The 17,713-nt window shown below is 71.6% G+C and carries 22 protein-coding genes; 14 read left to right on the top strand and 8 right to left on the bottom strand.

The window, feature by feature from the left end; translation table 11 throughout:
• The first annotated feature begins 321 nt into the window (after positions 1-321).
• On the top strand, positions 322-1,377 hold the full coding sequence (locus tag OG408_RS02530) for a methyltransferase (RefSeq protein WP_285564024.1): 1,056 nt from the start codon (positions 322-324) through the stop codon (positions 1,375-1,377).
• 122 nt (positions 1,378-1,499) lie between these two features.
• On the opposite strand, the gene OG408_RS02525 is transcribed toward OG408_RS02530, so the two are convergent.
• Together OG408_RS02525 and OG408_RS02520 are read right to left on the bottom strand one after the other, a co-directional pair.
• Positions 1,500-2,000 (bottom strand): hypothetical protein, encoded by a 501-nt coding sequence (locus tag OG408_RS02525; RefSeq protein ID WP_285564023.1) that lies wholly within the window; start codon positions 1,998-2,000, stop codon positions 1,500-1,502.
• Between the two features lie 145 nt (positions 2,001-2,145).
• Positions 2,146-2,892 (bottom strand): TetR/AcrR family transcriptional regulator, encoded by a 747-nt coding sequence (locus OG408_RS02520; protein WP_266787353.1) that lies wholly within the window; start codon positions 2,890-2,892, stop codon positions 2,146-2,148.
• 89 nt (positions 2,893-2,981) lie between these two features.
• Here OG408_RS02520 and OG408_RS02515 point away from each other — a divergent pair, with 89 nt between their 5' ends.
• The 5 genes from OG408_RS02515 (at position 2,982) to OG408_RS02495 (ending at position 7,167) form a co-directional block, all read left to right on the top strand.
• On the top strand, positions 2,982-3,854 hold the full coding sequence (locus tag OG408_RS02515; RefSeq protein ID WP_326667894.1) for an NmrA family NAD(P)-binding protein: 873 nt from the start codon (positions 2,982-2,984) through the stop codon (positions 3,852-3,854).
• A 237-nt stretch (positions 3,855-4,091) separates the two neighbouring features.
• The gene (locus tag OG408_RS02510; RefSeq protein WP_266787355.1) at positions 4,092-5,102 is read left to right on the top strand and encodes an aldo/keto reductase; all 1,011 of its coding nucleotides are present in this window, start codon (positions 4,092-4,094) and stop codon (positions 5,100-5,102) included.
• Between the two features lie 31 nt (positions 5,103-5,133).
• Complete coding sequence (locus OG408_RS02505; RefSeq protein WP_266787356.1) at positions 5,134-5,571, top strand: SRPBCC family protein; 438 nt, start codon at positions 5,134-5,136, stop codon at positions 5,569-5,571.
• A gap of 222 nt (positions 5,572-5,793) precedes the next feature.
• Positions 5,794-6,450: a gamma subclass chorismate mutase AroQ gene (aroQ, locus tag OG408_RS02500; RefSeq protein WP_442806000.1), complete on the top strand. Its 657-nt coding sequence runs from the start codon at positions 5,794-5,796 to the stop codon at positions 6,448-6,450.
• A 111-nt stretch (positions 6,451-6,561) separates the two neighbouring features.
• Positions 6,562-7,167 carry a hypothetical protein gene (locus OG408_RS02495; protein WP_266787359.1) on the top strand — a complete coding sequence of 202 codons (606 nt, stop codon included), beginning with the start codon at positions 6,562-6,564 and terminating at the stop codon, positions 7,165-7,167.
• Between the two features lie 102 nt (positions 7,168-7,269).
• On the opposite strand, the gene OG408_RS02490 is transcribed toward OG408_RS02495, so the two are convergent.
• On the bottom strand, positions 7,270-7,833 hold the full coding sequence (locus OG408_RS02490) for a GNAT family N-acetyltransferase (protein WP_326667890.1): 564 nt from the start codon (positions 7,831-7,833) through the stop codon (positions 7,270-7,272).
• 108 nt (positions 7,834-7,941) lie between these two features.
• Entirely contained in the window at positions 7,942-8,586 is a 645-nt protein-coding gene (locus OG408_RS02485; RefSeq protein WP_442806122.1) for a hypothetical protein, read from the bottom strand.
• 189 nt (positions 8,587-8,775) lie between these two features.
• Here OG408_RS02485 and OG408_RS02480 point away from each other — a divergent pair, with 189 nt between their 5' ends.
• The 4 genes from OG408_RS02480 (at position 8,776) to OG408_RS02465 (ending at position 12,015) form a co-directional block, all read left to right on the top strand.
• Positions 8,776-9,666 carry a metalloregulator ArsR/SmtB family transcription factor gene (locus tag OG408_RS02480; protein ID WP_326667886.1) on the top strand — a complete coding sequence of 297 codons (891 nt, stop codon included), beginning with the start codon at positions 8,776-8,778 and terminating at the stop codon, positions 9,664-9,666.
• Positions 9,663-10,262, top strand: coding sequence for a dihydrofolate reductase family protein (locus tag OG408_RS02475; protein WP_326667884.1), 600 nt, complete (start codon positions 9,663-9,665; stop codon positions 10,260-10,262). The genes OG408_RS02480 and OG408_RS02475 overlap by 4 nt, the downstream gene beginning before the upstream one ends.
• A 153-nt stretch (positions 10,263-10,415) precedes the next feature.
• Entirely contained in the window at positions 10,416-11,417 is a 1,002-nt protein-coding gene (locus OG408_RS02470) for a zinc-binding dehydrogenase (RefSeq protein WP_266787369.1), read from the top strand.
• Between the two features lie 13 nt (positions 11,418-11,430).
• Complete coding sequence (locus OG408_RS02465) at positions 11,431-12,015, top strand: hypothetical protein (protein WP_266787371.1); 585 nt, start codon at positions 11,431-11,433, stop codon at positions 12,013-12,015.
• A gap of 68 nt (positions 12,016-12,083) precedes the next feature.
• Here OG408_RS02465 and OG408_RS02460 read toward each other — a convergent pair whose 3' ends face one another.
• The gene (locus OG408_RS02460; RefSeq protein WP_266787373.1) at positions 12,084-12,662 is read right to left on the bottom strand and encodes a GrpB family protein; all 579 of its coding nucleotides are present in this window, start codon (positions 12,660-12,662) and stop codon (positions 12,084-12,086) included.
• A gap of 82 nt (positions 12,663-12,744) precedes the next feature.
• Here OG408_RS02460 and OG408_RS02455 point away from each other — a divergent pair, with 82 nt between their 5' ends.
• The gene (locus OG408_RS02455) at positions 12,745-13,362 is read left to right on the top strand and encodes a TOPRIM nucleotidyl transferase/hydrolase domain-containing protein (protein WP_285564015.1); all 618 of its coding nucleotides are present in this window, start codon (positions 12,745-12,747) and stop codon (positions 13,360-13,362) included.
• A 64-nt stretch (positions 13,363-13,426) separates the two neighbouring features.
• Here OG408_RS02455 and OG408_RS02450 read toward each other — a convergent pair whose 3' ends face one another.
• From OG408_RS02450 to OG408_RS02440, 3 genes are all read right to left on the bottom strand, one after another.
• Entirely contained in the window at positions 13,427-14,107 is a 681-nt protein-coding gene (locus OG408_RS02450; RefSeq protein WP_326667881.1) for an NUDIX domain-containing protein, read from the bottom strand.
• Positions 14,104-14,457 (bottom strand): DUF4406 domain-containing protein, encoded by a 354-nt coding sequence (locus OG408_RS02445; RefSeq protein WP_266787611.1) that lies wholly within the window; start codon positions 14,455-14,457, stop codon positions 14,104-14,106. The genes OG408_RS02450 and OG408_RS02445 overlap by 4 nt, the downstream gene beginning before the upstream one ends.
• Positions 14,458-14,519: 62 nt before the next feature.
• Positions 14,520-15,305 carry a DeoR/GlpR family DNA-binding transcription regulator gene (locus OG408_RS02440; RefSeq protein WP_266787379.1) on the bottom strand — a complete coding sequence of 262 codons (786 nt, stop codon included), beginning with the start codon at positions 15,303-15,305 and terminating at the stop codon, positions 14,520-14,522.
• A gap of 173 nt (positions 15,306-15,478) precedes the next feature.
• Between OG408_RS02440 and OG408_RS02435 the strand changes: the two genes are divergently transcribed.
• The 3 genes from OG408_RS02435 to OG408_RS02425 all read left to right on the top strand — a co-directional run bounded on the left by OG408_RS02435 (position 15,479) and on the right by OG408_RS02425 (position 17,676).
• Complete coding sequence (locus tag OG408_RS02435; protein ID WP_285564012.1) at positions 15,479-15,925, top strand: SRPBCC domain-containing protein; 447 nt, start codon at positions 15,479-15,481, stop codon at positions 15,923-15,925.
• Positions 15,922-16,296 carry an ArsR/SmtB family transcription factor gene (locus OG408_RS02430; protein ID WP_326667877.1) on the top strand — a complete coding sequence of 125 codons (375 nt, stop codon included), beginning with the start codon at positions 15,922-15,924 and terminating at the stop codon, positions 16,294-16,296. The genes OG408_RS02435 and OG408_RS02430 overlap by 4 nt, the downstream gene beginning before the upstream one ends.
• A 153-nt stretch (positions 16,297-16,449) precedes the next feature.
• Positions 16,450-17,676 carry a sensor histidine kinase gene (locus OG408_RS02425; RefSeq protein WP_266787385.1) on the top strand — a complete coding sequence of 409 codons (1,227 nt, stop codon included), beginning with the start codon at positions 16,450-16,452 and terminating at the stop codon, positions 17,674-17,676.
• Positions 17,677-17,713 lie beyond the last annotated feature (37 nt).

The raw sequence follows: 17,713 nt of genomic DNA, 5'->3' as shown, positions 1-17,713 counted from the left end.
GTACCGGAGACCTTCCCAGAGATCGCGGGCGCAAAGGATGGCGTGCGTCACGTGCCGCCGCACCGGCTCGCAGGCGCTCCCGGCCGGGGCCACGATGTGCCCGGCCGGCGTGGAGTGGCGGCGGCTGTCCGCTCCCGACGCGCCGTCAGGGTCCGCCCGTGCCGGAGCGTCGGGAACGCGGCGGAGCGGACGGGAACGCGGCCGCGCGGCCTGTTGGCTGGAGCGGTGCCCCGCCGTCTGGTCTGATGCGGGCATCGGCAGCGCGAAGGCCGCCCCGGCCGCCGGTGTCCGGCGACAGGGGCGGCCACGAAGGAGACGGCCATGGACGGGACGGGATCCGGCGACGAGGGCGAGCGCGTCATGCGCGCCTGGCGGACCATCGGACCGCTGATGGACCTCGTCACCCCCATGGCCCTGCGGGTGGCCGCCACGCTGCGCCTGGCCGACCTGATCGCCGACGGTGCGGGGCAGGGCGGCGAACTCGCCCGCCGCTCCGGCACCGATCCGGACGCGCTCGGCCGGATGATGCGGCACCTGGTGTGCCACGGCGTCTTCACCGAGCCGGAACCGGGCCGCTTCGGGCTCAACGGGACCGCGGAACTGCTGCGTTCGGAGCACCCGGCGGAACTGCGGCTCTCGCTCGACCTCGACGGCTTCGGCGGCACGATGGATCTGGCGTTCACCGGCCTGCTGCACACCGTCCGCACGGGGGAGCCCGCCTGGGAGACGGTCTTCGGCGCCCCGTTCTGGCCCTACCTGGCGGCCCATCCGCGGATGGGCGCCTCCTTCGACGCCACCATGTCCGCCGGCGCCGCGCTGGTGAGGGATGCGGCGGGAGGCTACGACTGGTCCGCGGCCCGGCATGTGACCGACGTCGGCGGGGGACGCGGCGCCCTGCTCGCCGAGTTGCTCGACACCCACCCGGGGCTGCGGGCCACCCTGCTCGACCTGCCGGACACCGCCGCCCGCGGCCGGGAGTTCCTCGCCGCGCGCGGCCTGGCGGACCGGTGCGAGGCCGTCGGGCAGAGCTTCTTCGACCCGCTGCCCGCCGGGTCCGACGTCTACGTACTCAACAAGGTGGTGCACGACTGGGACGACGACCGGGCACGCGCCCTCCTGCGCCGATGCGCGGAGGCGGCAGGCGAGCGCGGCCGGGTCGTCGTCATCGAGGCGCATGGCACCTCCGGCGCGGACCCGGCGCAGTTCGCGGAGATGGACCTGCGCATGCTGGTCCTCGCGGGCGGCCGTGAGCGCGGCATCGACGAGTACGAGGCTCTGGCGTCGGCCGCCGGGCTGCGGGTCGACGACGTCCGCACGACCCCGCTGGACCACGTGATCCTGGACTGCGCCCCGCGCGCGGCGTCCTCCGCCCCGTGACGGGAAGCGGCCGCGGTTGGGCCGGTCCGGACGGCGTACGGCCCTGAGTGCTCCGGGCTCGGCTGCCGATCACGCGCGCCGCGGCGTGCTGACCCGGGACGCGCCGGACGAGCCGGGCACGATCAGGACGAGGAATCCGGGCGCCCGTCGCTCCGGTCTTCCGCCGGTACGGGTGCGGGCGGTCGGTCCACGGTGCTCCCGTCAGGGCGCCGGCCGAACGCGGCCGCGAGGACGCCGGCGAGATCGGCCTCGGGTACGGCGAGGCGCACCTCGGGCAGGACGTCGCGGAACTCCTCGTCGGCAATGGCGCCCAGGTATTCCTGGCGCAGCCCGCGAACGACCTCGACGAGCTCGGGCCGCATCCGCATCCAGGCGCGGGACGTGCGAATCTCCTCGTCGACCTGGTCCATGAACCAGCGTATGACGGCGTACGGGATGTCCACGTGGGGACCGTGGGTGTCGAAGCACACCGTGGGCTCCCGCGTCGGGTCCTCGTCGGGCACGATCGCGGTCACCAGGGTCCGCTGACGGGCGACCAGGTCCAGCTCCAGATACCAGGCATCGTCCGGCACGGAGTACATGACCGTGACCGCGTAGTCGCCGTCGGGGCAGGGCGTGGGCATGGGGGCATGCTGCCAGGTCGGGGCCGCGCGGCCGAGGGGGTTTCGGCGAGGTGGCGCGCCCGGCATGCGCGGTGTCGGTGATTCCCTCAGCCCGTGAGTGCGTACGACGTCCGATGCCCAGGCCGTCCCGGCTTCCCCGGCCGTTTCAGCCGTCTGAGGCGAGGCGGTCCAGCCACTCCTTCAGGAGCTGCTGTTCCGAGGCGCTGAGAGCCGTCTGTTCGGGCAGCGTGGCGCGCAGGGCGCGCGCGGCACCGGCCGGGCCCGCGTGCTGTACTGCCGGTTCCTCGTTGGTCACGGCGGCGACCATGGACTCCCGCAGCGAGGTCAGGAGCGCCGGATCGCGCCGGTCCTCGGGCATCGACAGCCAGGTGAGCACGGCGCCGCGTGCCGTGGCGTGGATGATCATGGCCGCGAGCTCCTCGTCCACACGGAGCCAGCCCCCGGCGGCCAGGCGTCGGACCCGGCCCATCAGTACATCCATGCCGGCCTTGAAGGCCGGCGACTGGGACCCCACGGGCTCGCTGTACATCAGCGTGTACAGGGCGGGGTTGTCCAGACCGAACTCGACCGCCAGATTCCAGCCGTCCCGCAGGTCCTCGATGGGGTCCCGCGGATCGGGGTCGACGTGCTTCGCCGCGAGAAACGTGGCGAAGCCGTGCTCGGCCACCGCTTCGAGCAGCCCGTCCTTGTCGCCGAACAGCCGGTAGATGGCGGGCGGCTGGAGCCCCGCGGCGACCGCGACCGCCCGGGTGGTGACCGCGTCGCGGCCCTCACGGGCCAGCAGGTCTGCCGCGGCCTCGATGACGCGCTGCCGCGGCTGCCGGGGACCCGGCTCCGCGCTGCCGGACCCATCGGCTCGGGCCCCGTCCGTGATCTGTGAGCGTGGTGACATGTATCAACGATACAGCCTTGCTGGTTCCATCGTTAGTATCGGTGTTACGGTTGAAGTGATTCCACTGGAACCGCAAAGAGGAGTTCATCATGATCATCGTTACCGGAGCCACCGGACGGCTCGGGGGTCAGATCGTCGAGCGGCTGTTGGCCCGTATGCCGGCGGAGCGGGTCGGTGTCAGCGTCCGCGACCCGCAGAAGGCGCAGGCGCTCGCCGACCGTGGCGTGCGGGTGCGACGCGGCAGCTTCAGCGAGGCCGGGGGACTCGTCGATGCCTTCGAAGGCGCCTCCCAGGTCCTCATCGTGTCCGTCGACGCGATGGGTGAGGAGGCCGTACGGCAGCACCGGGCCGCGATCGACGGAGCCGTCGCCGCGGGTGCCCGCCGCATCCTGTACACCAGCCACATGGGCGCCGACGCCGCTTCGCACTTCCAGGCCTGCCGCGATCATGCGGCCACCGAACAGGCACTGAGTGATTCCGGCGTGCCGTACACCTCGCTGCGCAACGGCTTCTACGCCTCCAGTGCGGTGCAGTTCCTCGGCCACGGCATGGACTCCGGCCAGGTGGTGCTTCCCGCGGACGGTCCGGTCAGCTGGACCGCGCACGCCGACCTGGCGGAGGCGGCCGCCGTGATCCTGGCCGACGAGGGGCGCTTCGAAGGTCCCACGCCTCCGCTGACCGCCGCGCAGGCGCTCACCTTCGCCGACCTTGCCGACCTCGCCACGGCTGTCACGGGTCGCACCATCACCCGGACCACGGCACCCGACGCCCGGTTCCGCGACGAACTGGTGGGCAACGGTGTGCCCGCCGATGCGGCCGATCAGCTGCTGGGCATCTTCGCCGCCGCCCGTGCGGGCGAGTTCTCCGCCGTCGACCCGACCCTCGCCGCCCTGATCGGCCGCGAGCCGACGGGCTTCGCCGAGGTCCTGCGCAAGCACCTGACCGTGGACGGGGTGCGCTGAGCGGAGGTGCGGGGACGGCTGGATGCGGGTCCGGATGCAGTCGCGGGTCCGGACCCGTGAGGCCGGTGGGGTGCGACAGGGCGGGAGGTGCCGAATGGCGGACGCCGATAATGCGCGTTTGCATATAGCCCGCGCATGCAAGTATTGTCTCCAGGGCGGAGCGGCAACCACACATCCGGCGCCGCGCCGCTTCGACACCACCTCACCCCCCCACCAGCTTCTGATCGAGGTCACCCCATGAGCATTCGCTCCCTCCTGCCCGGCCGCATCGGCTTCGGCACCGCCCCCCTCGGCAACATGTTCCGCGCCATCCCCGACGACGAGGCCGCCGCCACGGTGCAGGCCGCGTGGGACCAGGGCATCCGGTACTTCGACACCGCACCGCTGTACGGCGCGGGACTCGCTGAGATACGCCTCGGTGACGTCCTCGCAGAGCAGCCCCGCGACGAGTTCGTCCTGTCCACCAAGGTCGGACGGGTCATCCTCGACGAGATCGAGGACCCCGCGACTCGCGAACTCGGCGAGAAGGGCGCCCTGTTCGAGCACGGCCGTCCCAACAGGATCGTGAACGACTACAGCGCCGACGCCACCCTGCGCTCCGTCGAGGACAGTCTCAAGCGTCTGAGGACGGACCGGCTCGACATCGTGTGGGTCCACGACGTCGCCCAGGACTTCTACGGCGACGACTGGGTCAGCGTCTACGAGAGCGCCCGCACCGGTGCCTTCCGGGCGCTGACGCGGCTCAGGGACGAGGGCGTGATCAAGGCCTGGGGCCTCGGCGTCAACAAGGTCGAGCCGCTGGAGATGACGCTGGACCTGGACGAGCCGCAGCCCGACGCGTTCCTGCTGGCCGGCCGGTACACGCTCCTGGACCACGAGCGGGCGCTGCAGCGGCTGCTCCCCGCCGCGGCCGCTCAGGACGTCGACATCGTCGTCGGTGGCCCGTACAGCTCCGGCATCCTCGCCGGCGGCAGTCACTTCGAGTACGCCGAGGCGCCGGCCGACATCGTCGACAAGGTCGCCCGTATCAAGGCACTGGCTGAGGAGAACGGCATCGGCATCAAGGCGGCCGCCCTCCAGTTCGTGCTGGCCCACCCCGCCGTTGCCGCGGCCATTCCCGGAGCGACCCGGCCCAGCCGCATCGCCGAGGACCTCGGCGCCCTCGCGCAGGACGTCCCGCACGGCTTCTGGCAGGCCCTCCGTGAGGAGCGGATCATCGACCGGTCCGCGCCCGTTCCCACCAGCTGACCCGCACACACCCACTCCGCGAGGACGCACCATGGCTTCCACCGGCACCACCAACAGCACCAGCACCACCATCACCCTCGACACCCCGCACCCCGCCGACCGGGTCTGGCAGGTCATCGGCGGCTTCGGGTCCCTGCCCGACTGGCTGCCGTACATCACGGACAGCCGGCTCGGCGAAGGCGGACGGCTGCGCACGCTGACGAACGCCGACGGCGGCGTCATCGTCGAACGCCTCGAAGCCTTCGACGAAGCGGACCGCAGCTACCGCTACTCCATCGCCCGCGCGCCGTTTCCCGTCACGGGCTACCTCTCCACCCTGCGGGTCATCGACCGGGGAGCGGACGGGGCCCGGGTGGAATGGTCGGGTACGTTCACCCCGGACGGAGTGAGCGAGAGCGAGGCGAAGGCCCTGTTCGAGGGGATCTACCGGGACGGTCTCGCCGCCTTGGCCGGGACGCTCGACGCCTGAAGGAACACCGCCCGCGCCGCGGGTGCGGCAGTCGGCCGTCCGGTCGCCACCAGCCCCGCGACTGGCCCCCGGCCTGGCAACGATCTGTCTCAGCCGGAGCCGCGGTCGCGGACCTTGGCAGACGGAAAGGGCGCGCCGACCCGGCACGCGGACCGGGCAATCCTGCCGGACACGCGGAGTGGCCCTCGTGGCGCCGGCGGGCCGCGCCCGTAGCATCGGTCCATGCGCATGCAGCCGACCGCCTACGCCGTACGCCTGCTGATCTCCGGCTCGGTCGCAGCGGCTCTCCTTGCCGGTTCGGACGCGGCAGCGGCCCCGCCGCCCGTGGCCGTTGCCCCGTCGCCCGCGACCGTCACCGGAGGGCACGACAGTGGGTATGCGGGTCTCCGGCTGCTTGCCGGCCTCTCGGCCGGGCGGCTCGCCACGGCGTTCCAGGTCGCGGCCGCCAAGTGGGGGACCGGCAAGCCCATCGACGATCCTGCCCGTGAGCAGCAGGTCCTCGACACGGCTGCCCGGCAGGCGCGCGCGGCCGGAGTCGATCCGGCGGCGACGGTACGGATCTTCCGGGACCAGATCGAGGCGAACAAGCAGGTGCAGCGCGCGCTGCACCATCGCTGGGACGCCGACCCTTCCCGGGCACCCTCGCGCCGCCCGGACCTCGCAGAGGTGCGCAAGGAGATCAACCGGCTCAACGCCGACCTGGTGGCTGCGATCGCCGACACGGCGACCGTACGAACGGATCGTTCCTGCGGCGGCACGCTGACCGCCGCCGAGACATCCGTACGGATCCATGACCGCCTCGGACGCCTCCACGCGAAGGCGCTGAAGCAGGCGTTGCGTTCGGTCTGCGCGCGATCCTCCTTCTCCCACTCGGCTTAGGCGGCTGCCCCGCTTCTTCGAGCCTCGTGCCCACGTCCGGTCTGTGTCCCCGCGCACGGCTGTTGCGTAAGGCCCGTTGCTCCAGACTGTCTGCCTATGGTGAGCACCTGGATGACGACGGCGATCGCGGTTCTCGGCACTCTGTTCGGCAGTGGGCTGACCGCTCTGGTGGCTGCGCGGACCGAACGCCGGAAGACCGAGGCCTCTGAACGGCAACAGGTGCGGCAGGAGGCTGCGCAGGAGCGCGTGCAGCTAAGGGAGTTGAGAGCGGATCACCGGAAGTGGCGCAGGGACAGCAGGCAGACCGCCTACCAGAACCTGATGGACTCGGCACACGAGGCGCAGGGCGCTATCTGGCAGCTTGCTCAGCTTACTTCGGAGCCATACGACCAACGCCGTTACGACACCAGGCGTGGCGCGGCCATCGACGCCGTACGGGCTGTCCGCCGAGCCGCCAACACCGTGCAACTGGAAGGGCCTCCTGGTGTGGCGCGCGCCGCCGCCGAGTGTGCGGAAGCCATTGACCAGCACATCCACCCAGCCATCACCTACCTGATGGAGCTCGCCGCAGGGATCCTCGACGAGGCGCGCCGGGACCTGTACCTGGCCTCTGCCGCGGAAACCGCACAGCGTGTCGAGCTTGCCCAGGAACGCTTCGCCCCTCTTGCCTGCTCGGCCCTGGACGAGCTGATGGACGAGGCCGAGGGGCAGGTCTGAACGCGGCTGCGCGGCATGTCTGTTGAGGAAGGTGCACCGACGCCGGAGCGGAAAGGCGTCGGCAGCGGACCGACGGGCTGCCGCACGTTTCCGCGGAGGTCGTCACGTATCGGATGATTCGGTGTCTCCGACGGTCCGGCCGCGATCCTCGTGCGACGTGGCGGCGGCGCGGGTCATCCGTACGTTGGGCAGTCGCCCTCGCCAGAGCTCCCGCTCGCCCGTGGTCCGGAATCCGTGGCGCTCGTAGAACCGGACCGCGCGCGTGTTGAACTCCGTGACCCACAGGTGCACGGCTGCGTCTCCCGCCCAGGTGAGAAACGCTTCCATCATGCGGCCGCCGAGACCGTGGCCCTGGGCCTCGTCCAGCAGGTACATCGGCCCGAGGGTGACCACGCCGTCCCGGCGGCCGCACACGAACCCGACGATCTCCGTGCCCTCCCGGGCCACGCGGCAGAACATCAGGTCCGGTCGCCGCGCGGCCGCCTCGATGAACTCCCGCCACCGGGCGACACCTTGCGCGGTGGCGGCGGAGCCACGCTGCCGACGGATCCAGGCCTCGTCGATCCCTGCCGCCCTGTCGGAGTAGGTCTGCAGCCATACCCTCAGCTGCAGCGGCCCCAGAGCGGCGGAGTCGTCAGGGCGCGGAGCGGTCAGTAGATGCGTCATGGCGGCTACTCCCCATGGTGATTCCGGCTTTACTCCCGATGGTGGTCCCGGATTCGCGAAGCAATCCGCCGGCGCGAGCCACCGTGCCCGTGAAGTGCGGGACGGACTCTAGCCGTGCAGCCAGATCCTCAGCGCACCGATCGGTTCGAAGCCATGGCGGACCGCGGCCGCCATGTCCTCGCCGTGCTCGTAGCCGACGGCCGGCAAGGTCGGGAAGAGCTCGTGAACCGCTCCCAGTACGAGCGGCCAGGCCGTGTCGGGGCCGCCGTCGAGCGCGAAGACATTGGAGATGCCGACCACTTGGTCGCTACGGCTCGCCACCGCTCCGGCGGCGAGCCGGCCGTCGGCCGACCGTCCGGCGAGCACGTACGTGGCCGGATCGTCGAGCAGGCCGGGCCGGAAGAGATCCGCGTTGCCGCCCCCGTCGTCCCAGGCGAGCGCCCAGTCGTGCAAGGAGCCCGGGTCGTCCACGACGTCCAGGGCGAGATCCGACGAGGGTGCGGGCGCATGTGCCGGGCGGTGGATCCACTGTGCCTCGAACAGCACCTGAAACCCGGCCCCTGACAGGTCCACGTCGCCGAAGCTGTCCTTGACGGTGGCGCCGGGCGCGCCCGTATCGATGCGCTCCACCAGTGCGGCGGGATCGGCCCCGGGGACCAGGGTCACCGCGTCCGGGTAGTACAGCGGCGTGCGGGACGGGGCGGCCCAGGACTGTGGTCCGAACTCGCCCGCCATGTCATGGGACCGGCACATGGCCGCGCACCACTCGGCGTTGTTGCGGGCGGCGTGCCCGACCAGGAGTTGCTGCTGTGTTGTCACGAGTGCGGATCATGCTCGGTGCCGGCCTGCTCTGTCGAACGGTTTGCGGGTGCGTGCGCCCGGATCGCGCTTCTTCAGATGTATTCCTTGACAAGAATATTCGTGGTGGAGAATACTGTCCTTATGGACGCACTCCTCACCGCACTGGCCGACCCGGCCCGCTGGCGGCTCGTGAGCCTTCTGGCCGAACGGCCCCGTTCGGTCGGTGTCCTCGCCCAGCTGGCCGAGGCGCGGCAGCCGCAGACGACGAAGCATCTGCAGAACCTTGAGCGCGCCGGCATCGTCACCTCCCGGCGCACCGGCCAGCGCCGCGTCTACGCACTCCGCCCCGGCCCCCTGCGGGATCTGGCGGCTGCGCTCGGCCGGCTGGCCGACGCGGCGGAAGAGGAAGGCGGGTCGCATGCGACCTATGACCGTTACGGCGCCCGCGTCGAAGAGGAGCAGCTGGCCGCGGAGGAGCCGGGGTGGGCCGACGGACGCTCGTTCGCCTTCCTTCGCCCGCTGGCGGGGACCCCCGAGCTCGTCTGGCGCCACCTGACCGACGTTTCGCTGCTGGCGCGCTGGTGGACACCCGACGACCTGCGCGTCTCCGAGCTCGTCTTCGATGTGCGACCGGGTGGGCGGGTCGTCCAGGAGTACCGCGAGGCCGAGGACGTCGACGGATCCGACGTGACAGCCGGGCGCGCGGAGGGTGTCGTCGAGGAGGTGCGCCCCGGGGAGCACCTCGCCTACCGGCTCTCTCCTCTGCTGCCCGACGGCGGCCACGCCTTCACCGCCCATGTCGCCCTGGACCTGAGGCCGACCGACACCGGCACGGACCTTGACGTCCGCTGGCGGATCACCGACAGCGTGGTCGAGTCCGCGGCCTTCGTCGCAGGGATCGAGATCGGCTTCGGTCAGAGCCTCGACAAGCTCGCGGCGAACCTTGCCGCGGACCCGCGGAACTCGCACATCAACGAAATCACCGACATCACCGAAACCACTGAGATCACCGACACCAGGAGTTCGACATGACCGGCTCGACCGACCGCAGAGTGACCGCGAACCTGAGTCTGACCCTCGACGGGCGGTACAGCGGGCCCGGCGGCCCCGCCGACTTCGGGATGATCGCCCCGTACGTGACCACTGACGTCGCACGCAACCACCTCACCCGCATCTGGGAGGAGGCGACGACGGCGGTGCTCGGCCGGGTCAACGCCGAGGGATTCCTGGGGTTCTGGCCCTCGGTCGCCGACGACGAGAACGCCGATCCGCGCGATCGCGGTTACGCGAAGTGGCTGGTGGACGTGGAGAAGGTGGTCTTCTCCACCACGCTCACCGAGGCGCCGTGGGAACGTGCCCGTGTGGTGAACGCCCCGGCCGCGGACGTCATCACCGAACTCAAGGCCACGGGCGAGGGCGAGATCCTCGTCAACAGCAGCGCGAGCGTCATCAAGGCACTGCTCTCGGCCGACCTCGTCGACCGGCTGTACCTCATGATCCTCCCCGAGATCGCCGGGGGCGGACCGCGGCTGTTCGACGACGGCCTGCCGGCTTCCAAGTGGACGCTCACCACGCAGGAGACCGGCCGGCTCGGCGAGATGGCCATGGTCTACGACCGGGTCCGCTGAGCCGGTCGCCCCGCGCCGTCCACGGTGCCGGCGTCAACAGGCGGACAACCGGGCCCAGTCGGGAATGAACGCCGGGAACGAACGCCGGGAATGAACGCGCAGCCGTCGCGTGTTGACACCGCGGTCCGACCCTCCGGGAAGAAGGCAGGCTCCATGATGTCCGCTCCGACCACCATGCGCGCCGTCCGGCTCTCCGCCCCCGGCCCCGTGGACAACCTCCACCTGATCACGCTCCCGCTCCCGCCCGAGAGGGACGGCTGGGTGCGTATCCGGATCGAGGCGTTCGGCCTCAACCGCTCGGAGCTGAAGCTTCGGCTGGGGCTCGGGGTGGGCGTCAGCTTTCCCCGGGTTCCGGGGATCGAGGCCGCCGGAACCGTGGACGCGGCCCCGGCCGGCAGCGGCCTCGCGCCCGGGCAGAAGGTCGTCGCCATGATGGGGGACATGGGGCGCACCTTCGACGGCGGCTACGCCGAGTACACGTCGGTGCCGTTGTCGCAGGTGATCCGGGTCGATACGGACCTGCCGTGGGAGGTGCTGGGGGCGCTGCCGGAGATGGTGCAGACCGCCCACGGCTCGCTCACCGTCGGTCTGGGACTGGAGTCCGGGCAGTCCGTACTGATCCGCGGCGGCACGTCCTCGGTGGGCCTGGCCGCTGCCGCCCTCGCCTCGTGGCGCGGCGCCACCGTCCTGTCGACCACCCGGCAGCCCGGACGTCTGGCTTCGCTGAAGGAGCACGGCGTCGACCACCCGCTGCTCGACACAGGTGAGGTCGCACCCGCGGTGCGCGAGCTGTTCCCGGGCGGCGTCGACACCGCCCTCGATCTCGTCGGCACGCCGACCCTGCCCGACACGTTGCGCGCGGTGCGCGTGCACGGCACGGCCTGCTTCGGCGGCAGCCTCTCCAACCAGTGGACGGTGCGGGACTTCTCCCCGAACGAGTACCTGCCGAAGGGAGTACGCCTGGCCGGCTACTTCGGTGATGCCGCCGATCTGCCCCAGGACGTCTTCCAGGAGATCCTCGACGCGGTGGCGGCCGGCCGGCTGGCCTTCCCCGTGGATCGGGTCTACGACGGTCTGGAGCAGGTGCGGCAGGCACACGACGACATGGAGCACAACCGTGCCACCGGCAAACTCGTCGTCCGCGTCCGGCATTAGGGCCTGCTCGGGCATGGACGTCGTCGGCCTGCTGGAAGCGGCCTCCCTGCTGGTGCCGGAAGGGACGGCCACCGAGAACGACATCACGGTGAACGACGTCTGGGACCACCTCACTCACGATGAGTGGGAAGTGGCTCTCTGCCTGCTGGAGGAACTCGGTGACGGCCGCCCGCTTCCGGTCACCTTCTGGCAGTCCCTCGCCGCGGCCGCCGAGCAGTTGCGGCTGGAGACGAGCGCGGCGTGGTGCCACTGGCGCGGTTACGAGACCCGGCACGGCATCATCCGGGCCGAGCTCACCCTGACGCCCGTCCACGAGTCCCACCGGCGGACGGCCTTCTCCGGGGCCGGTGTCCTCCGGCCGATGTGGGACATCGGCGGCACCACCCCGACGGGTGAACCGGACCTCTGCGTCGCCGCCCTGTGGGCGGAGTCCGTGCCCCTCATGGAGCCCGGCGGACGGGCCACCGTGCGTCTCGCTCCGCTCTCCCCGTCGAGGTGGGGGCGGATCACGCCCGGTCAGGTGATCACCATGCACGAGGACCGGTCCGTGGCCGGAACCGCGGTCGTCCTGGACGTTCGGCGCCCGCCGGAGCCGTAGGGTCCGGCGGCCCCGACGCGTTCGCCGGGGCCGGCAGAACCGTGAGCCCGCGGCCGGACGACGCTCGGTCAGGCTCCCGAGGGCCCGCTCCACCCCGTCTGGGCCGCCCAGCGTTCGGCCGCGGCCATCAGCACCTCGGTGGCGGAAGCCTTGATCTGCCCGTAGTCGACGAGGCCGGGCACGCTCATCGCCAGCCGCTGCTTGAACGCGCCCCACGCCCGGCGGGCGACGTCGTCCGCGCGCAGATAGTCCCGGAACAGCAGGGCGAAGCGGGCGTTGGGCCCGTCGGCATCCCGGAGGTGCACATTGCACCGGCGCGCCCCGGGCGGCGGCGCGAAGACGAGTTTGTGGCACCGCCGTCCGCCGGAGACCTCGATCCGGTTCCAGGCCTCCGGGCGGCACCGGAAGCCGATCGCCGCGAGCAGCGGTACGTCACGTGCCGCGTCGACCGACCTCATCCGCACCTGCACGTCGATGCAGTTCTTGGCCGGCAGGTCCGGAACCGAGGTGGAGCCCACGTGGTCGACGCCGAGCGCGAGACCGCCCAGCGCATCGCGGAGCACCTCGGCGAGGGCCTCGAACTCCTGCGGCCACTGCGGCCGGTACTCGACGACATCGACCTGCGAAGGCTCATCGGGGAACGGCATGGTTCACCACGCTATCCCGTACAGCCCGTCCGCCGACGGAAATTGCCTACCGTTGCCGTCGGCGATGGCGGACACTCGTACCGTGGCTGACATGGGGTTGTTCCGAGATGCGGTCCTTGCCTGGGCGGCGGGTGGCGCCGGTGACCCCGCGCGTGAACTCGCCGCGCGGCTGTCCGTCCGGGCGGCCGTTCTGCTGGAAGGGCCGAGCGACGCCGCAGCGGTCGGCGCGCTCGCCGCCGGTCGCGGGAGGGATCTGGCCGCCGAGGGCGTGTGCGTGCTGCCCATGGGCGGCGCGATGAGCGTGGGACGTTTCGCCCTCCTTCTGGGGCCGGCCGGTCTCGGCCTGCGCCTCACCGGGCTGTGCGACGAGGCGGAGCGGCCGTACTACTCCCGCGCCCTGGAACGGGCCGATGCGGCACAGCAGGAGTTCTTCGTCTGCGCGGCGGACCTGGAGGACGAACTCATCCGTGCGCTGGGCGTGACACGCGTGGAGGAGCTCATCCGGGCGGAGGGCGATCTGCGCGCCCTGCAGACCTTCCTCCGCCAGCCCGCGCAGCGGGGCCGTACCACGCAACAGCAGTTGCGGCGCTTCCTCGGTACGAAGAAGGGGCGCAAGATCCACTACGGTCGGGTCCTCACCGAGGCGCTGGACCCCGATCGCGTACCGGGCCCGCTGGACGCCCTGCTCGCCAGCCTCTGACGACCGCCGGATGATGTCCTAACGGCCGTGACTGCTGTGACCGCCCTGCGGTGCCGCGCGCGTGTCAGCTCTGCCGGGGGAGTGGCGAGGGCGGTCGGAACGGACCGTCCAGGGCGGCCCACTGGAGCAGCATGATGGTCTTCGCGTCGGCGATCGTGCCCTCCCGCACCATGGCGAGCGCGTCGGTGAACGGGAGCTCGACCGTGGTGATGTCCTCGCCCTCCTCGGCGATGCCGGTCGCGTCGGTGGGGTTGTCCGCCGGGTCGTAGGGGGCGGCGTAGAAGTGCAGACGCTCGGTGACGGAGCCCGGGCTCATGAACACGTCGAAGACGTGCTCGGGGGTGCCGATGACGTGTCCCGTCTCCTCGGCCGCCTCGCGGCGGATCGCCTCGTCCGGGCTGTCCCCGTCGAGGAGTCCGGCGGCCGTCTCCAGGAGCATGCCGTCGGTGTGCCCGTTGACGTAGGCGGGGAGGCGGAACTGACGGGTCAGCAGCACGGTGCCGTGGTCGGTGTTGTGCAGCAGGATCGTCGCACCGTCACCGCGGTCGTACGTCTCCCGCTGCTCGCGGCTGACGTGGCCGTCGGTGTGCTCGTAGTCGAAGGTCGTCCTGCGCAGGACGTACCAGTCGCAGGACAGCACCTCCACGTCGTGGATCCGCACACGCGGGTTGCCGGTCAGGTCGTGGCCGTGCCGGTCGAGGCCCGTACGGCCGCGGCGGTCCGGGGTGTCGATACCGGCGGTCATCGGGCGGCCGGCACGTCGGCGAGGCCGGTGTAGACGCTTTTGCCCTGGTCGTGGGCGCGCGTGACCATCCGGTCCGCGCCCTGCGAGGGGCCACCGATCCGCAGTACGGCATCGCAGCGGGCCAGCAGCCGTTCGGCGACGGGGTGGAAGATCTCGTCGAACAGCGGGTCGCCGGGCCCGGTGCTGCCCGCGGTGTCCAGGAGCGGCAGGGCCAGGGCCTCGCCGGTGACGGGCAGGTGGCCGGCGCGGAAGAGGGCGAGGGCGGTCCGGTTCATGGCGTGCACGTTGGCTTCGAGCCTGTGCGGGTCGTCGCCGGTGCCCGAGCGGTACGGACCGGCGACCAGGATCATCAGAGGGCGGGGATCGGCGGCCACGACGGCACACTCCTTGGTTCGGGGGAAAGAGGCGGGGCTCAGGCCAGGACCGTTTCGACGCCCGCATCGCGCAGGGCGTCCAGGGTCTGCGGACCGTGGGGGTGGGTGTCGGCGTTCTCGGCCGCGCTGTCGGTGACGAAGTGCTGTGCGGAGTCGAGCGGGGCGACCCGGCTGAAGGCCCGTACGCCGAGCTTGGTCGCGTCCGCCACCGCGATGGTGCGGTCGGCCCGGACCAGGCCGGTCTGCTTGACCGCGGCGTCGTCCAGGGAGAACTCCGACCAGCCGTGCTCGGCGTGGACACCGCCGATGGACATGACGAAGCAGTCGAAGGCCAGCGCCTCCAGCGTCCGCAGCGCCAGCGGCCCCACGAACGAGCGCTCACCCGGGCGGGAACGGCCGCCCACGACCAGGAGTTCGATCCCCGGCCGGTCGGCCAGGCACACCGCGGCCTGGAGACTCAGCACGGCCACCGTCAATGGGGCCCGGGCCGCCAGGTGCTCGGCCACATGCACCGTCGTCGTGCCCGCGTCCAGCAGCACCCGTGACCCGGGCTCCACCAGTGCGGCGACGGCGCTGCCCAGCCGGTCCTTGGTCGCCGCCTGCCACGGCTCCCGCGCGACGAACCCGGCGTCCTCGGCCCGGGAACGCGTGGCCACTGCGCCGCCGTGCACGCGGCGGACCAGCCCCTGGCCCTCCAGTGCGTCCAGGTCCCTGCGCACGGTCATCTCCGACACGCCCAGGCGCTGGGAGAGCTCCGACACGGACACCCGGTCGGTGCCCTGCACCAGTCGCAGGGTCAGATCCAAACGGTGAGCAACACTCATGCGAGCATTTCTACCACCCTTGCGTGCAAACGAACAACATGATGTTCGAACGAGTGAGTGTGCTGACGAGTGAGTGTGCCGACGAATGGATGTGCAACTGACAGGTTGCACTCGTCTCATTCTCGTGCAACCCTGGAGTTGCAAGTCAAGGGCGACGATGAACGGAGACAGTCATGAGTGAGGACCGGATCGAACGCGAAACCCTCATCTCCGCACCTCTGGAGCGGGTCTGGTCACTGGTGGCCCAGCCCGGGTTCTGGGTGGCCGACAAGGCGAGCCTGCCGGGCACCGTGGCCAGGGAGGGGGAGTCGATGGTGGCCAAGAACGCCGAGCACGGCGACTTCCCCGTGCGGGTGGAGAAGGTCGAGCCTCCGACGTACCTGGCGTACCGGTGGACCAGCGCGTTCCCGGGGGAGGAGCTGCGCGAGAGCAACAGCACGCTCGTCGAGTTCACGCTGACCCCGGAGGGCGAGCAGACGCGGCTGCGCGTCGTCGAGAGCGGGTTCGCGGAACTGGCCGGCTCCGAGGAGCTGCGCAGCCAGAACTTCAAGGACCACAGCGGCGGCTGGCCCCTGGAGCTCGGTGCGCTCAAGTCGCGCGCCGAACAGCCCGCCGCGTGACGGAAGACCGCCACGGCGAGGCCGTCGACAGCGTCCTCACCGCGCTTGCCGACCCGACGCGACGGCAGTTGCTCGACCAGCTCGCCGCCCGTGGTGAGGCCACCGCGACGACGCTCGCCGAACGGCTTCCCGTCTCCCGGCAGGCGGTCGTCAAGCACCTCGCCGTACTGGACGCCGCCGGGCTGGTCGCCGGTACCCGGGTGGGGCGCGAGGTGCGGTACGTGGTGAGGCCCGCGGCGCTCGACGCGACGGCGCGGTGGATGGCCTTGCTCGCGGCCGACTGGGACCTCCGTCTTGCCACCATCAAGCGCGTGGCAGAGGCGGCGGAGCGGGAAGCGCACCCGCCGCGGTCCGACGGGGGCGCGGTCTGACCGCATGCGACCGCGGGGCGGGCCTCTCGCGCGTCCCGCGGTCGCCGTCGCTGCCGGCAGGTGCCTGAGGCGGGCGCTCCGCCAAATCGGAGGAGATCATTCCGGATAGCCTGAGGCCAGGGGCCGGCCGCCGGTGAGGAGTGCGCAGTGGGGATGAACGAGCGATCGCCGGTCGACACGGAGTCGGCCGATCCCGATGCCGGGTGGCTCGCGACCGTGATGCACGTGGCGTTCTTCGTCCTCCTGTGTTCGTCGCTCACCCGGTACCTGCTCGTCCACCCCGGAACCCCGGCGACACCTTGGGTGATCGCCCTCGCCGTAGTGCTGTCCCTGCTGTACGTACTCGGCCCCGTTCTGGGACCGAAGGAAGCTCCCGCGCCGGGGACGGCGATCAGGGACGCCCGGCTCTGGCTGGCGGGCGTGATCGGGGTCTGGCTCACCCTCGTGATCCTCGCTCCGAGCTTCGCGATGTGTGCGGTGCCGCTCTTCTACACCGCGATGCGTTCCCTGCGTACGCGATCCGCGATCGTCCTCGTCGCACTGATCACGGTCTTCGTCGTGGTCGCGCAGGTCAAACTGCGTCTGCGTTTCGGCTTCGACCCCAACCTGATGCTCGGCCCGCCGGCGGTCGCCGCCCTGGCGACGGCGGTGTTCCTCCATGCCCAGCGGCAGGCGGCCCGGCTGCAGGCCGTCATCGCCGACCTGATCCGTACCCGCCGGGAACTGGCCGCCACCGAACGCCGCGAGGGCACCCTCGCCGAACGCCAGCGGCTCTCCATGGAGATCCACGACACCCTGGCCCAGGGCCTGTCGAGTCAGCAGATGCTGCTCCAGGCCGCCGAACGGCTCTGGGACAGCGACCCCGGAACCGCGCGCCGCCACGCGCGCACGGCGGCCTCCATCGCCGAACACAACCTCGCCGAGGCCCGCCGCTTCGTCCATGACCTCGCCCCTGCCGACCTGGCCGGCGGCGGCAGCCTCGACGGCGCGCTGCGCGCCCTGGCCGGCCGGGAGTCGTCGGACACCCTCCCCGTCCGCTTCCACCAGGACGGCGCCGCCGTCACCGACCTCCCCGAGCGGGTGCAGGCCGCGCTGCTGCGGATCGCACAGGGCGCCCTGGCCAACATCCGGGAACACGCCGGCGCCCGTTCCGCCGCCCTGACCCTGACCTACCTCGACGACCAGGTGGTCCTGGACATCGCCGACGACGGGCGGGGATTCGACCCGGTCGAGAGGCCGGGCGGCGTACGAGGCCACGGTCTGCCCGCGATGCGGGTCCGGGCCGAGCAACTCGGCGGCACCCTGACCATCGAGTCCGCCCCGGGCGAGGGCACCGTGCTCTCCGCCGCGATCCCGCTCACGCCTCCCCACGACGCGTAGAACAGCAGCCGGACTTCGGGCGTCGGCACCTGCCCTC

This window comes from Streptomyces sp. NBC_01257 (assembly GCF_035917255.1).
GTDB lineage: Bacteria > Actinomycetota > Actinomycetes > Streptomycetales > Streptomycetaceae > Streptomyces.
The sequence above is the reverse complement of the archived record's forward strand: the minus strand, read 5'-3'. Positions and strand labels throughout refer to the sequence as shown.